At 73.8% G+C, this 14,273-nt stretch carries 15 protein-coding genes and 1 riboswitch; of the genes, 9 read left to right on the forward strand and 6 right to left on the reverse strand.

Annotated features, from left to right (window positions below):
• Positions 1-25: 25 nt before the first annotated feature.
• Complete coding sequence (locus ACI79T_RS03745; protein WP_456608709.1) at positions 26-1,297, forward strand: ArgE/DapE family deacylase; 1,272 nt, start codon at positions 26-28, stop codon at positions 1,295-1,297.
• The gene (locus ACI79T_RS03750; protein WP_456608710.1) at positions 1,294-1,935 is read left to right on the forward strand and encodes an HD domain-containing protein; all 642 of its coding nucleotides are present in this window, start codon (positions 1,294-1,296) and stop codon (positions 1,933-1,935) included. Before ACI79T_RS03745 ends, ACI79T_RS03750 begins: the two co-directional genes overlap by 4 nt.
• Here ACI79T_RS03750 and ACI79T_RS03755 read toward each other — a convergent pair.
• On the reverse strand, positions 1,892-2,176 hold the full coding sequence (locus ACI79T_RS03755; RefSeq protein WP_456608711.1) for a DUF4031 domain-containing protein: 285 nt from the start codon (positions 2,174-2,176) through the stop codon (positions 1,892-1,894). The two genes, ACI79T_RS03750 and ACI79T_RS03755, sit on opposite strands and share 44 nt — an antisense overlap.
• Before the next feature lie 19 nt (positions 2,177-2,195).
• On the opposite strand from ACI79T_RS03755, the gene ACI79T_RS03760 reads away from it, so the two are divergent.
• From ACI79T_RS03760 to ACI79T_RS03775, 4 genes are all read left to right on the forward strand, one after another.
• Positions 2,196-2,558, forward strand: coding sequence for a bleomycin resistance protein (locus ACI79T_RS03760; RefSeq protein ID WP_456608712.1), 363 nt, complete (start codon positions 2,196-2,198; stop codon positions 2,556-2,558).
• Positions 2,555-3,550 (forward strand): Gfo/Idh/MocA family protein, encoded by a 996-nt coding sequence (locus tag ACI79T_RS03765; protein WP_456608713.1) that lies wholly within the window; start codon positions 2,555-2,557, stop codon positions 3,548-3,550. The genes ACI79T_RS03760 and ACI79T_RS03765 overlap by 4 nt, the downstream gene beginning before the upstream one ends.
• A complete protein-coding gene (locus ACI79T_RS03770; protein ID WP_456608714.1) occupies positions 3,547-4,377 on the forward strand; it encodes an SDR family oxidoreductase in 831 nt (276 codons plus the stop codon). Before ACI79T_RS03765 ends, ACI79T_RS03770 begins: the two co-directional genes overlap by 4 nt.
• Positions 4,378-4,484: 107 nt before the next feature.
• Positions 4,485-5,111, forward strand: coding sequence for a hypothetical protein (locus ACI79T_RS03775; RefSeq protein ID WP_456608715.1), 627 nt, complete (start codon positions 4,485-4,487; stop codon positions 5,109-5,111).
• 9 nt (positions 5,112-5,120) lie between these two features.
• Here the strand turns inward: ACI79T_RS03775 and ACI79T_RS03780 are convergent, their stop codons facing one another.
• A complete protein-coding gene (locus tag ACI79T_RS03780) occupies positions 5,121-5,918 on the reverse strand; it encodes a DUF72 domain-containing protein (RefSeq protein WP_456608716.1) in 798 nt (265 codons plus the stop codon).
• Positions 5,919-6,095: 177 nt separating this feature from the next.
• Between ACI79T_RS03780 and ACI79T_RS03785 the strand changes: the two genes are divergently transcribed.
• Both ACI79T_RS03785 and ACI79T_RS03790 read left to right on the forward strand, forming a co-directional pair.
• Complete coding sequence (locus ACI79T_RS03785; protein ID WP_456608717.1) at positions 6,096-8,216, forward strand: fibronectin type III domain-containing protein; 2,121 nt, start codon at positions 6,096-6,098, stop codon at positions 8,214-8,216.
• A gap of 72 nt (positions 8,217-8,288) precedes the next feature.
• Positions 8,289-8,654, forward strand: coding sequence for a VOC family protein (locus tag ACI79T_RS03790; RefSeq protein ID WP_456608718.1), 366 nt, complete (start codon positions 8,289-8,291; stop codon positions 8,652-8,654).
• Positions 8,655-8,754: 100 nt separating this feature from the next.
• Here the strand turns inward: ACI79T_RS03790 and groL are convergent, their stop codons facing one another.
• The 3 genes from groL to thrC all read right to left on the reverse strand — a co-directional run bounded on the left by groL (position 8,755) and on the right by thrC (position 12,314).
• Complete coding sequence (groL, locus tag ACI79T_RS03795) at positions 8,755-10,380, reverse strand: chaperonin GroEL (RefSeq protein WP_456608719.1); 1,626 nt, start codon at positions 10,378-10,380, stop codon at positions 8,755-8,757.
• A gap of 252 nt (positions 10,381-10,632) precedes the next feature.
• Entirely contained in the window at positions 10,633-10,833 is a 201-nt protein-coding gene (locus tag ACI79T_RS03800; protein WP_456608720.1) for a cold-shock protein, read from the reverse strand.
• A gap of 179 nt (positions 10,834-11,012) precedes the next feature.
• A complete protein-coding gene (gene thrC / locus ACI79T_RS03805; RefSeq protein WP_456608721.1) occupies positions 11,013-12,314 on the reverse strand; it encodes a threonine synthase in 1,302 nt (433 codons plus the stop codon).
• A 12-nt stretch (positions 12,315-12,326) separates the two neighbouring features.
• Positions 12,327-12,453: riboswitch (SAM riboswitch) on the reverse strand.
• A 58-nt stretch (positions 12,454-12,511) separates the two neighbouring features.
• Here thrC and ACI79T_RS03810 point away from each other — a divergent pair.
• Entirely contained in the window at positions 12,512-13,333 is an 822-nt protein-coding gene (locus ACI79T_RS03810; protein ID WP_456608722.1) for an HAD family hydrolase, read from the forward strand.
• Here the strand turns inward: ACI79T_RS03810 and ACI79T_RS03815 are convergent.
• On the reverse strand, positions 13,330-14,217 hold the full coding sequence (locus tag ACI79T_RS03815; protein WP_456608723.1) for an ABC transporter permease: 888 nt from the start codon (positions 14,215-14,217) through the stop codon (positions 13,330-13,332). The genes ACI79T_RS03810 and ACI79T_RS03815 overlap by 4 nt on opposite strands.
• Between the last annotated feature and the right edge of the window lie 56 nt (positions 14,218-14,273).

Here is a 14,273-nt window from a genome sequence, read left to right on the forward strand (position 1 = left end):
GGCGACGCGTGCCAGACTCCCGCGCATGGCCGACCCCACCGCCGTCGAGGCGCGCGTGCTGTCCGCCGTCGACGAGCAGTGGGCGGTGGACCGGCTCTGCGCCATGATCGCCGTCCCGTCGGTCGGGGGGAGCGCGGCCGAGAGCGAGGTCCAGCACCTGCTCGGCGACTGGCTGGACGAGCTCGGCTGCACCGTCGACCGGTGGCCGATCGACCTGGTGGAGGCGGCGAGCGCCCCCGGCGCCCCGGGCCAGGAGGTCGTGCGCAGCGAGGCGTGGGGCGTCGTCGGCACCGTCGACGGCGCCGAGGACGGCGCGCCGGCGCTGGTGCTCGCCGGGCACACCGACGTCGTCCCGCCCGGCGACCGCGACCTGTGGGCCGGCGATCCGTTCGTCCCCCGGATCAGCGGCGGCGCCGTGCACGGCCGCGGCGCGTGCGACATGAAGGCCGGGGTGGTCGCGATGCTGGCGGCGGTGCACGCCCTCCGGACGGCGGGGGTGCGCCTGGCCCGCCCGCTCGCGCTGCACGGCGTCGTCGGCGAGGAGGACGGCGGCCTCGGCGCCTGGGCCACGCTGCGCCGCGGGCACACCGGCGAGCTGTGCGTCATCCCCGAGCCCACCGCCCGGGCCGTCGTCACCGCCCACGGCGGGGCCCTCACCTTCCGGCTGGAGGTGAGCGGCCACGCCACCCACGCCGCCATGCGCGACCGCGGCGTCAGCGCCGTCGAGCTGTTCGCGCACGTGCACGGGGAGCTGCTCGCCTTCGAGGCCGAGCGGCAGCGCGACGCCGACCCGCGCTTCGGCGAGGCCCGGTTCCCGCACGGCATCTCCATCGGGCGGGTGCAGGCCGGCGACTGGGCGAGCTCCGTCCCCGACCGGCTGGTGGCCGAGGGCCGGTACGGGGTGCGGCTGGGCGAACCCGTGGAGACGGCGCGGGCGGCGCTGGAGGCGCGGCTGGCCGACGTCTGCACCGCCCACCCGTGGCTGGCCGCGCACCCGGTGCGGCTGACTTGGACCGGCGGCGCCTTCGCCAGCGGCGAGCTGCCGGCCGGCTCCCCGCTGCTGCCCGCGATGCGCTCCGCCGTGGTGGACGCGGGCGGCGACGAGCCGGCCGAGCGGGCGATCGCGGCTGGTACCGACCTGCGGCTCTACGCCGCCGCGGGCATCCCGACGCTGCACTACGGCCCGGGCGACCTGCACCTCGCGCACGGGCCGCAGGAGTCGGTACCGGTGGCCGAGCTGGTCACCGCGGCCCGCGCCTTCGCCCTGCTGGCGCTGCGCAGCTGCGGGGTCCGGTGAGCGGCCCCGTCGGCTTCGACGCCTGGGCGGAGCTGGCCGGCGACTCCCCCACCTCCCGCACCGAGTGGGCCGCCCTCGTCGCGGCGTGGAGCGAGCCGCACCGCACGTACCACGACCTGGCGCACCTGGCGGCGGTGCTCGGCCTGGTCGACCGGCTGGTCGCCGACGTCCCCGATCCCGCCGCCGTGCGGCTGGCCGCCTGGTACCACGACGTCGTCTACGACCCCCGGCGGTCGGACAACGAGCAGATCAGCGCCGACCGCGCCCGCGCCGGCCTGCGCGGCCTGGTCCCCGACGAGCGGGTCGAGGAGGTGGCGCGGCTGGTACGGCTGACCGCCGGGCACGACGTGGCCCGGGGCGACGCGAACGGCGCGGCCCTCTGCGACGCCGACCTCGCCGTGCTCGCCAGCCCACCGGCCGCCTACGCGGGTTACGCGTCCGCGATCCGCGCGGAGTACGGGCACCTCGACGACGAGGCGTTCACCGCCGGGCGGATCGCCGTGCTGGAGCAGTTGCTGGCGCTGCCCCGGCTCTACCGGCTGCCCGCCGCCGAGGCGTGGGAGCCGCTGGCCCGCGCGAACCTGACCGCGGAGCTCACCCTGCTGAAGCAGCGGGCCGGCGGGGCTTCCGGAGCCTGAGACCCGCGGCCAGCAGGCGCCGCAGCAGCTCCCGGCACTCGACCGCCTCGGCGCCGGCCGCGACCGCGACGTCGTAGAGGTCCTCGGGGACGTCGTAGTGGTCGCCCTGGAAGGCCCGCCGCGGGATGCCCAGCTCGGCCGCGACGAAGGCGTGCAGCTCGTCGTAGCTCACGTCGCTGACCAGGTGGGACCAGCGGCGGCCGCGCCACGGCCACACCGGGGAGTCGATCAGCACGGTCACCCGTGCCAGTCTGCCGGGCATGACGCGCCAGCACCCGCCGGTCCGGATCTCGCCGATCTTCCCCGTCACCGACCTGGCGCGGGCGATGGAGCACTACGCCGCCCTGGGCTGCCACGTCACCGCCCACGACGAGGGCTACGGCTTCGCCGCCCGTGCCGGGATCGAGATCCACCTGGTCGTCGTCGCCGACCACGACCCGCTCAGGACAGCCGCCGCCGCGTACCTCCACGTCCCCGACGCGGACGCGCTGGCCGACGAGTGGGCGGACGTGCCGCGCACCGGACGCCCGGTGGACACCGACTACGGCCTGCGCGAAGGGGCGCACATCGACCCGGACGGCAACCTGCTGCGTTTCGGCTCACCGCTACCGTCTCGGGGGTGAGCACAGAGATCCGCTGGGGAGTCGTCGGTCCGGGCCGCATCGCCGAGAACGTGGTGCACGACTTCGCGCACGTGCCGAACGCGCGACCGGTGGCGGTCGCCTCGCGGTCCCCTGAGCGGGCCGACGCCTTCGCCTCCCGGCACGGGCTGGACCGAGCGCACGGCTCGTACGCGGCGATCATCGCCGACCCGGACGTCGACGTGCTCTACCTGGCCACCCCGCACCCGCAGCACCACGCGCTCGCGCTGGCCGCCCTCCGCGCGGGCAAGGCGCTGCTGGTGGAGAAGTCGTTCACCGCGACCACCGCGGGCGCGGTCGAGGTGGTGGACCTGGCCCGGGAGACCGGGGTCTTCGTCATGGAGGCCATGTGGACGCGTTTCCAGCCGGCCGTGGTGGCGGTGCGCGAGCTGATCGCCGACGGCGCCATCGGCGAGCTGCGCTCGGTGCAGGCGGACCTGGGCGTGGCCCGCGAGTACGACCCGGCCGACCGGCTCTTCGCCATGGCGCTCGGCGGCGGCGCACTGCTCGACCTGGGCGTCTACGTCGTCTCCTTCGCGCAGATGCTGCTGGGCACGCCGCAGCGCGTGGTCGCCGCCGGCTCGCTGTTCCCGTCGGGGGCGGACGCCGACGCCTCGCTGCTCCTCGACTTCGGCGACGGCCGCACGGCCTCGCTCACCACCTCGCTGCGCAACGCCCTGCCGGGGCAGGCCCGGGTGTTCGGGACGACCGGCTGGATCGACGTGCTGCCCCGCTTCCACCACCCGGACACGATCGTGCTGCACCGCGCCGGCGCCGAGCCGGAGACGATCACCCGGCCGCAGACCGGCACCGGGTACGCGCACGAGCTCGTCGAGGTCACCGAGTGCCTGCGCGCCGGCCGGACCGAGAGCGCCGTCATGCCGCTGGCCGACACGCTCGTCGTGCAGGACGTGCTCGGGCAGGCGGCGGAGCAGCTCGGCGTGCGGCACGCCGAGGCGACCGACGTCCTGTGATCGTCGTGACCGCCGCCGGCGGGGCCACCGGCACCGCCGTCGTCCGGGCGCTGCAGGCCCGGGGCGAGGAGGTCCGCGCGGTCGTCCCGTCGCGCCGCCCGCGCCCGGCGCTGGACGTCCTCGGCGCCGAGGTCGTCGTCGGGGACCTGACCGGCGACCTGTCCCCCGTCCTGGCCGGCGCCGACGCGCTGTACCTGATCTGGCCCAACTTCGACCCGGGCGAGGCGACCGGTGCACCGGCGGTCCTGGCGCAGGCCGCCCGGTCCGGGGTGCGCCGGCTGGTCTACCACTCGGTGCTGCGCCCCCAGGCCCGCGCGATGCCGCACCACGCCGCCAAGGACCGCGTCGAGGAGGCTCTCGACGGCGCGGTCGCGGGGACGGCGGCGCGGTGGCGGGTGCTGCAGCCCTGCGCGTACGCCGACAACCTCGACGGACAGGTCGCCGCCGCCGTGGAGAGCGGCGAGCTGCGCAGCCCCTGGGGGCTGGAGCAGGCGCAGTCCTTCGTCGACCTGCGCGACGTCGCCGAGGCCGCGGCGGTGCTGCTCACCGCGGACGGCCTGGACAGCGGCACCTTCGAGGCGGTGGGCCCGGAGGAGCTGACCGCACCCGACGTCGCCGCGCTGCTGTCCGCACGCTCCGGGCGCCCGGTCACCGCCGTCGACGTCCGGGCCGACGACGACGGGACTTACGCCGGCCGCTGCCGGACCACGATGTTCGACTGGTACCGCGCGCACGGGTTCACCGGCAGCCCGCGCGTGCTCACCGACCTGCTCGGTCGGCCGCCGCGCACGGTCGCCGAGCACCTGGCCCAGCTGCCGACCGGATGACTCCGTCCGGGTGATCCCGCCCCGGTCGGCTGCAGCCGCCCGCTCCAGCTGCCGATAACCGTCCGAACAGCCGCGCCCGCGGTCCGTCGTTCGGAAGGAACTCACCCGTGGCACTGCTCGAAGGATTCGCCGCCGTCGTCGCCAAGATCGCCGGTGCCGGCACCGCGGCACAGGTGGCCACCGGCCTGGGCATCGCGGCCGCCGGCGTGACCGGCGCCGGCGCGGCAGGCGCGCTCCCGGCCCCGGTGCAGGACACCGTCGCGTCGGCCCTGGAGACGGTCTCGCCCGTCGACCTGCCGGGGACCGACGACGCCACCGACGCCGACTCGACGAGCCCGGACACCACCGAGGTGGCGCCGCTGGAGACCGAGGTGGAGCCGACCGAGACCGAGCCGCTCGAGACCGAGGTGGAGCCGACCGAGACCGAGCCGCTGGAGACCGAGGAGCCCGCCGAGGACAGCGGCCTCCGCGGGCTCGACAACGCCGTCACGCACGCCGACGAGCACGCCCAGGAGGCGCTGGCGGCCGCTCAGGCACGCCAGGCGGCCAACGACGCCGAGAAGGCCGCCCGCGACGCCGCCAAGGCCCAGGAGCAGGCCGCGCGCGAGGCCGAGAAGGCCGCCCGGGAGGCTGCCAAGGACGCCGAGCAGGCCGCCCGCGACGCCGAGAAGGCCGCTCGCGGGGCAGCCGAGCAGGCCGGCGCGGACGCCGGGCGCGGGGCCGGGAACGGCTGACCCGCGCCGTCAGGCCGGGGGGACCTCCACCGGCGCCCAGGCCACCCCGGTCGCCTGGTCGGCCGTGGGCACACGGGTCGGCGTCCCCCCGGCCCGGCGGACGCAGTCGGCGAACCGCACCGCGTCGATGACGGCGTTGCAGCCCGGGTCGTTGTTGAAGTACACGAGGACGTCGTCGTCGCCGTAGGTCGCCACGAGCCGGTCGGCCCACAGCTGCAGGGTCTCGGCGCGGTAGCCCCACCCCTCGAACCCGTGGTGGAAGCGCAGGTAACCCCAGTCGGTGGTGCGCCAGAGCGGTGCGATCGGCTGCTCGTCCCGGTCGGCCCAGCACAGCGCAGCCCCGTACCGCTCGAGCAGCACCCGGATCTCGTCGGTCCACCACGACTCGTGCCGCGGCTCGACCGCCACGCGCGTGCCCACCGGGAACTGCGCCAGGCACTCGCTGAGCAGGTCGGTGTCCGCCTTCAGCGTGGGCGGCAGCTGGAGCAGGATCGTGTCCAGCTTCTGCCCCAGACCCTCGGCGCGGCCCATCAGCCGGCCGACCGGCTCCTCCGGCTCGCGCAGCCGCTTGATGTGGGTGAGGAACCGGCTGGCCTTGACCGCCCAGCGGAAGTCGGCAGGCGTCCGTTCCTGCCACTTCTGGAACGTCTCGAGCTCGGGCAGCCGGTAGAAGGCGTTGTTGCTCTCGACGGTGGCGAAGTGCTCGACGTAGTGCTCGAGCCACAGCCGCTGGGCGAGCTTCTGCGGGTAGAAGGCGCCGCGCCAGTCGCGGTACTGCCACCCCGACGTCCCGATGATCACCGTCACGGTCAGCCGCCTACCCCGGGCGACCACGCGTGAACGTCCCGGCGCCCGGGGGCCGCCCCCTCCCCTTTTGGGGGGTCCCCGTCCCCCACCCCTCGGCTGCCTCGCCACCGCTCCGCTCGACGACCGTGTGCACGTTCCCTCGACCGGGGAGAACGAGCGCGAACCGCGGAGCAGGCCATGACCAGAACAGGACCGACCACCGGGCGCGGTCGCGGAAGAGAGGCCGGACCTCTGGCCACCTCCGCGACCGGACCGCTCCACCCCGCCGGCCGGAGGCGCCGCGCCCTGGCGGGCGGCCTCGCGGCCATCACCGCCACCGCCGGGCTCATCGGAGTCGCCACGAGCGCCTCTGCCGGCAACCCGCCGAGCGGGCCGGGCAACATCGAGGTGTTCCCCGACCGCGACATGATCGCCATCGAGGGCTACACCGCCCAGGCCGGCCAGACCGCGACCCTCGCCGTCACCCGTGACGGCCAGACCGTCGGCACCGCCACGGGGGTCGTCGACGACACCGGCTTCCGGGAGTGGAACCACGACTCGGCCAGCTGCTTCACCGGCGTCACGCCCGACCTCCGGGCCGGTGACGAGGTGTCGCTGTCCTTCAGCGGGTCCCCGCTGGTGGACGGCATGCAGGTCGGCTCGGCGGCGATCACGCAGGTGACCGCCAGCGACCCGGCGGAGGGGAACGTCAACTCCGTGACGTTCTCGGGCAGCTACGGCGCCGACGTGAGCCTGGACCGGTTCGCCGTCGAGGTCGTCAACCCGGCGATGCGGGACGAGGGCGCCATCGGTGAGCGGGCGATCGGCTGGAGCCCCACCGAGGTGCCCGACGAGGTCCCGACCGGCTACACGGTCTCGGGCACCGCGGCGAACGGCGAGTTCTCCGTGACCTTCGGCGACCTGTCGCCGTCGGACCAGCAGCTGGTGTTCGAGGGACAGGCGGTGGCGCTGAGCTGGATGGCCGAGGCCACCACCGTCGAGGCACAGCTCGGCCTGACCCTGGCCGAGTACGGGCTCGCCAGCGGTGGCGCTCCCGGCTGCCCACCCGGCCCGGACGGAGCCGAGCCTCCCGTCAGTGAGTACTCCACGGTGTGGAACGCCGACGGCACCGCAGCCACGGTCACCTGGGCGTCCGCGGCCCCGGTCGCGGGTGGCGCGCCGGTCACCGGTTACAGCGTCACCGCCATCGACCAGGCCACCCAGCGGCAGGAGGGCTACCGGGTGGGCGCGGGCGCCACGCAGGTCGTCCTGGACGGCTTGACCGGCGGTGCCCTGTACACCATCGAGGTCCGTTCGATGGTCGGCAGCGAGATCGGCGCTCCGTTCGCCCTGGCCGGGACGATCGCGCCGCCCAACGAGGACGGCTCGGCGGACACCACGGCTCCCGTGGTGACCACGAGCCCCGAGCTGACCGGCACCACGGCGGTGGAGACCTCCTCCCTGACGCTGACGGCCGACGAGGGGACGCTCTACTACACGACCGACGGGAGCCCGGTGACGACGGTGGAGGGCGGCAACGTCCCGTCGGCCACCGCGACGCTCTACACGGCGCCGATCCCCGTCACCACGGCCAACACCACCGTGCACTACGTCGCGATCGACGCGGTCGGCAACGCCACGCACGGCTCCGGCGTGGTGTCGCCGGCGCCCGCTGCCCCGGCCGTCGCGCCCACGGGGCTGGCGATCACCGGAACGGCCGGCGCCGGACCGGACCCGGCCGCGCCCCAGGGACGGGTCGACCTCGCGTGGAACCCGGTGCCGGACGCCACCGGCTACCGGGTCCGGGTGTTCCTGCGGACGGACGCGACGGCGACGGACGCGGCCACGGTCGTGCTCCAGGCCGACCGGGACGTGGTCGTCACTGGTACCACGGCCCAGGTGACCGGCCTGCCGAAGAGCGCCGACGGTCAGCGGTACGTCTTCCGGGTGCAGTCCAGGACCCCGGCCGCCACCGCGTACAGCACCCTGTCGGCGGGGGTCAACCACCGGGTGGTCGGCGACGACGTCGCGATCGGGCTGGCCCAGTTCCGGGCCGGGGACGAGTTCCGGATCTCCGGGTCGGGCACCGTGCCGGGGGCGACGATCACCGTGCACCGCACCAACGCCGCGGGCACCGGACCGGCGGCGGCTCCGATCGCCGGCTACCCGACCGGCGTCGTGGGCGCGGTCGAGGCTCCGGAGAACGTGGGCGCCTGGGAGATCACCGTCGACCCGGCACCCGCGACGGCACCGACGGAGATCTGGATCAAGTCGAGCGAGGGCAGCGTCTCGGGGCCGTTCCCCGTCGAGGTCCGCTGAGCACACCCGTCGAGGGCCCGTCACCATCCGGTGGCGGGCCCTCGGTCTGCCGGGATGTGGTGAGGTCGGGGCATGGCCGACGCCCCCGCCCGGTTCAAGGACCTCTGCCTCGACGCCCGCGACCACCACGCGATGGCCGACTGGTGGGCCGCGGCGCTGGGCTACGTGCGCAAGGACGTGCTCGACGACGGCACCGCCCGGGAACGCGACTGGCCGGCGCTGATCATCGACCCCTCGGGCGCCGGGCCCGACATCTGGATCAACCCGGTGATCGAGTCCAAGTGGGTGAAGAACCGCATGCACCTCGACGTCGTCGGCGACCGGGACGCGCTGGTGGCGGCCGGCGCCCGGGTCGTGCGCGCGCAGGGCGGAGACCTCGACTGGGACGTGCTGGCCGACCCCGAGGGCAACGAGTTCTGCTGCTTCCCGCCGGAGTGACCCGGCCCGCGGACGCCGACAGGGGCGGCCCGCCGAAGCGGACCGCCCCTGCCGGGCAGTGCTGGTGGTGCAGGTCCCTCTCAGGACCGGGTGGCCGGACTCAGAAGTCCATGCCCGCCATGCCATCGCTGTTCGGCATGGCCGGAGCGTTCTTCTCCGGCTTGTCGGCGATGACGGCCTCGGTGGTGAGGAAGAGCGCCGCGATGGAGGCGGCGTTCTGCAGCGCCGAGCGGGTGACCTTGGCCGGGTCGATGATGCCGGCCGCGACCAGGTCCACGTACTCGCCGGTGGCGGCGTTGAGGCCCCAGCCGGTCTCCGAGTTGCGCACCTTCTCCGCCACGACGCCGCCCTCGAGGCCGGCGTTGATGGCGATCTGCTTCAGCGGCGCCTCGAGCGCGACGCGCACGATGTTGGCACCGGTCGCCTCGTCGCCCTCGAGCTCCAGCTTGTCGAACGCGACGGCCGTGGCCTGCGCGAGAGCGACGCCACCACCGGCGACGATGCCCTCCTCGACGGCGGCCTTGGCGTTGCGCACCGCGTCCTCGATGCGGTGCTTGCGCTCCTTGAGCTCGACCTCGGTCGCGGCGCCGGCCTTGATGACGGCGACGCCACCGGCCAGCTTGGCCAGGCGCTCCTGCAGCTTCTCCCGGTCGTAGTCGGAGTCCGACCGCTCGATCTCGCTGCGGATCTGGTTGACCCGGCCCTGGATCTGGTCGGTGTCACCCGCACCCTCGACGATCGTCGTCTCGTCCTTGGTGACGACGACCTTGCGGGCCCGGCCGAGCAGCTCGAGGTCGGCGGTGTCGAGCTTGAGGCCGACCTCCTCGCTGATGACCTGGCCACCGGTGAGGATGGCGATGTCGCCCAGCATGGCCTTGCGGCGGTCACCGAAGCCCGGGGCCTTGACGGCGACGGACTTGAAGGTGCCGCGGATCTTGTTCACGACCAGGGTCGCGAGGGCCTCGCCCTCGACGTCCTCGCTGATGATGGCCAGCGGCTTGCCCGACTGCATGACCTTCTCCAGCAGCGGGAGCAGGTCCTTGACCGAGCTGATCTTCGAGTTGACGACGAGCACGTACGGGTCGTCGAGGACGGCCTCCATGCGCTCGGTGTCGGTGACGAAGTAGGGCGAGATGTAGCCCTTGTCGAAGCGCATGCCCTCGGTGAGCTCGAGCTCGAGGCCGAAGGTGTTGCTCTCCTCGACGGTGATGACGCCTTCCTTGCCCACCTTGTCCATCGCCTCGGCGATGAGCTCGCCGATGGCGGGGTCGGCGGCGGAGATCGACGCGGTGGCGGCGATCTGCTCCTTGGTCTCGACGTCCTTGGCCGTGGAGAGCAGGTACTCGCTGACCGAGGCGACGGCGGCCTCGATGCCCTTCTTCAGGGCCATCGGGTTGGCGCCGGCGGCGACGTTGCGCAGACCCTCGCGCACGAGCGCCTGGGCCAGCACGGTGGCGGTGGTGGTGCCGTCACCCGCGACGTCGTCGGTCTTCTTCGCGACCTCCTTGACGAGCTCGGCCCCGATCTTCTCCCACGGGTCCTCGAGCTCGATCTCCTTGGCGATGCTCACACCATCGTTGGTGATGGTGGGCGCGCCCCACTTCTTCTCAAGAACGACGTTCCGGCCACGGGGGCCGAGGGTCACCTTGACGGCGTCGGCGAGGGTGTTCATCCCTCGCTCGAGGCCGCGGCGCGCCTCTTCGTTGAACGCGATCATCTTGGCCATGTGGTGATGTCCTCCGAGCATGGATCGCTGCACGGCCGGGTTCGGCGCCCGCGACGGACGACACCAGCGACGTGGACGCTCCGTCGGCCCACGGACCGGTGCCTCACCGTTCCGACCTGATTGGCACTCGGGAGCCCCGAGTGCCAGAAACGAGTTTGGCACTCGACCCTGCCGAGTGCAAGAACGGGGGTCCCCCGGACGAGCGGAGGCCCGGACCCCGAGGGGTCCGGGCCTCCGTGGAAGGCGCTGCGATCAGGCGCTGCGGACGGCGTCGGCCTGCGGGCCCTTCGAGCCCTGGACGACGTCGAACTCGACGCGCTGACCCTCGTCGAGGCTCTTGTACCCGTCCATCTGGATGGCCGAGTAGTGGACGAAGACGTCCTCGCCGCCGTCCACGGCGATGAAGCCGAAGCCCTTCTCGGCGTTGAACCACTTCACGGTGCCCTGTGCCACGTGTGCTCCCACGTATGTGCGCGCGGACGGCTCCTCTGGATCGGGGAGCCGGGTCCACCTCTTCCGCTCGTTCGAGCACGAACATGGAACTGGAACCGCGCGAGAAGGTACAGCAGCACCCACCCTGCGCAGGCGGTTCGTCACCACCGTGTCACCCGGACCGGCGGCCGTGCCGGCCGTCAGCCGATGAGGCCCGCGGCCCGCACCGACTTCAGCGACGGCTCGACCCGGTGGGTCGGGCCCACGACCGGCTCCAGCGGGTCGAGGGTCTTCAGGCCCTCGCCGGTGTTGAGGACGACGGTCTCCTTGGCCGGGTCCAGTCGACCGTCGCCCACCAGCTGCCGGAGGACGGCGACGGTCACCCCGCCCGCGGTCTCGGCGAAGACACCGGTGGTGCGGGCGAGGTCGCGGATGCCCTGCACGATCTCGTCGTCCCCGACCCGGCCCACGGCGCCGCCGGTGCGGCGGATCGCGTCGAGGGCGTAGGGGCCGTCGGCCGGGTTGCCGATGTTCAGCGACTTGGCGATCCCGGTCGGCTTCACCGGCTTCACGACGTCCCAGCCGTTGTCGAACGCGGTGGCGATCGGGTCGCAGCCGGCCGACTGGGCGCCGAAGATCGTCCACTCGGTGGCCTCGACGATGCCCGCGGCGGTGAGCTCGCGGAAGGCCTTGTCCACCTTCGTCAGCAACGAACCCGAGGCCATCGGGATGACCACCTGCGCCGGGATGCGCCAGCCCAGCTGCTCGGCGATCTCGTAGCCCATCGTCTTGGAGCCCTCGGCGTAGTAGGGCCGGACGTTCTGGTTGACGAAGGCGGTGTCCTCGAACTCGTCGGTCTCGGCGAGCTCGCTGGTCAGCCGGTTTACGTCGTCGTAGGAGCCGTCGACGGCGACCAGCGTCTGACCGTAGACGGCCGACTGCACGACCTTCCCGGGCTCCAGGTCGGCCGGGATGAAGACGAACGACGGCAGCCCCACGCGGGCGGCGTGCGCGGCCACGGAGTTGGCCAGGTTGCCGGTCGAGGCCGCGGCGATCTTCGTGTAGCCCAGGCCCTTGGCGGCGGTCGCCGCGAGGCTGACCACCCGGTCCTTGAACGAGTGGGTGGGGTTGGCCGAGTCGTCCTTGACCCAGAGCCCGCCGGTCAGCCCCAGCTCGGCGGCCAGCCGGTCGGCACGCACCAGCGGGGTCATGCCCGGGTCCAGGGAGACGCGCTCGGCGGGGTCCTGGCCCACCGGCAGCAGCGCCACGTACCGCCAGATGTTCTGCGGGCCGGCCTCGATCTGCGCCCGGGTGACCGCGCGCATGAGCTCGGGGTCGTAATCGACCTCGAGCGGGCCGAAGCACTCGGCGCAGGCGTGCTCGGCGATGAGGCCGAAGGTGGCCCCGCAGTTGCGGCAGACGAGCCCGCGGGCCGGACAGGGCGGGGTCGGGCCACCGGCGGACGAGTCGGCCTGTGCGGAACCGGGAGCGGTGAGAGTCATGCGACGACTACCTCCTCATCTTCCCCGCGTCGGGCCGTCGAGCCGCGCGGGACGGAATTGGCACCTCCCGCTGCGCGAGCGCAGTCGGCGGTTGCCGGGGCTTCATCGGGCCGTGTCCCTCTGCCCCTCTGGATGAGTGAACGGACAGCATCGTACCCGCGGGTGGTACCGGATCCGTCGCGGGACAGGATGTGCGCGTGGCAGCGCGCATCGTCTACACCGATCTCGACGGCACCATGGTCGGCCCGCGGGGCTCCTTCTGGCACACCGCCGGCCGCGAGCTGACCGACGGACCGGCCGGCGCCCTGCTCGATCTGCACCGCGCCGGGGTGGCCCTGGTGCTGGTCAGCGGGCGGACCTACGAGCAGGTGGTGGAGGCCGCACGGATCTTCGCCGCCGACGGCGCGATCGCCGAGCTCGGCGCCACCATCGGCTGGGGCTCGGGGCGGAACACCCACCGGCTGCGGGGCGAGCTGCCCGCCGGGTACGGCGAGCGCACGGCCATGGACGTGATGGCCGAGCTCGGCGTCGTCGAGGAGCTGGTGGCCGCGCACCCCGGCCGGCTGGAGTGGCACGCGCCCTGGCACGCGACCCACTCCACCGACGCGCTGCTGCGCGGCCGGGTGGACGCGCTCGCCGTCGACGCGTGGCTGGCCGAGCGGGAGCTGGGCTGGCTCACCCTCAAGGACAACGGGGCGATCCCGGCAGCGTCGTGGATGGGGCTGGACCCGGACCCGGCACCGCCGCGGGTCTACCACCTGATGCCGCGCGGCATCTCCAAGGGCGCCGCCATCGCCTGGGACCTGGAGCGCCGGGGCCTGTCCCCCGACGACGCGGTAGCGATCGGCGACAGCATCAGCGACCTCGACATGGCGCCCGCCGTGGGCCGGCTGTGGATCACCGCGAACGGCGGGGCGGTCGACGGGATGGCCGCCGCACTGGCCGCCGTCCCGAACGCGACCGTGACCGACGGCGCCATGGGCGAGGGCTGGGCCCAGGCGGTGCGCGCCAGCCTCTAGCTGGTGACGTCGCGGCGGGCGAAGTGGCGGAAGCCGAGCGCGGTGAAGATCGCGATGTAGACCAGTGACTGGATCACCCCGCGGAACATGTCGCCGGAGTCGACCGGCGTCTGCAGCAGGTCGGTCCAGGCGAACTCCTCCGCCGTCGGGAACCAGTCGCGGATCGAGCCCAGCTGCTCCACCTGGTCGAGGATCGCGAAGACGAACATGGTGAAAACCGCGCCACCGACGGCGGCCAGCGGCGCATCGGTGATCGTGGAGAACCAGAACGCCAGCGCCCCGACGACCAGCAGGTGCACCGCCAGGTAGCCGAGCATCCCGGCCAGCCGCAGCATCCCCTCGCCCTGGCCGATCGAGACCCCGACCGGCGTCTGGATGTCGCCGAAGCCGAACGCGATGCCGCCGGCCACGACGGCCACTGCCGCCAGGGTGAGCAGCGCGGCGACCGACTGCACCAGCGCCGCCAGCCACTTCTGCCGGAGCAACCGCATCCGCGGCACCGGCGTGGCCAGCGCGTACCGCAGCGACCCCCACTGCGCCTCGACGGCCACGGTGTCGCCGAAGAACAGCGCGTACACCACGACCAGGAAGAAGCCGGTGGTCGCGAACAGCACGAACAGGGTGAAGTTCAGCCCGCTCGCCGTCGCGACGTCGACCAGGTTGATCCGGGAGTTCTCGGCCGCCTCCTCGCTGGCGCCCAGCTGCAGTGCCGCGATGAGCACCAGCGGCAGCGCGACCATCAGCGCGAAGACGCCGAGGGTGCGCCGGCGCTTGAACTGCCGGCGCAGCTCCACCGACAGCCGCAGCGTCCGCTCCGGCCGGTAGCCGGCGACCGCGCCGGTCGGCTGCACGTGCTCGGTGTCGCTTCCCCGGGTCGCGCTCATGCCCATGGTTCGACTCCGCCCTCGTTCCGCTCCTCGGTCGCTAGCGCTCCCTGCGA

The organism is Blastococcus sp. SYSU DS0619, assembly GCF_054051035.1.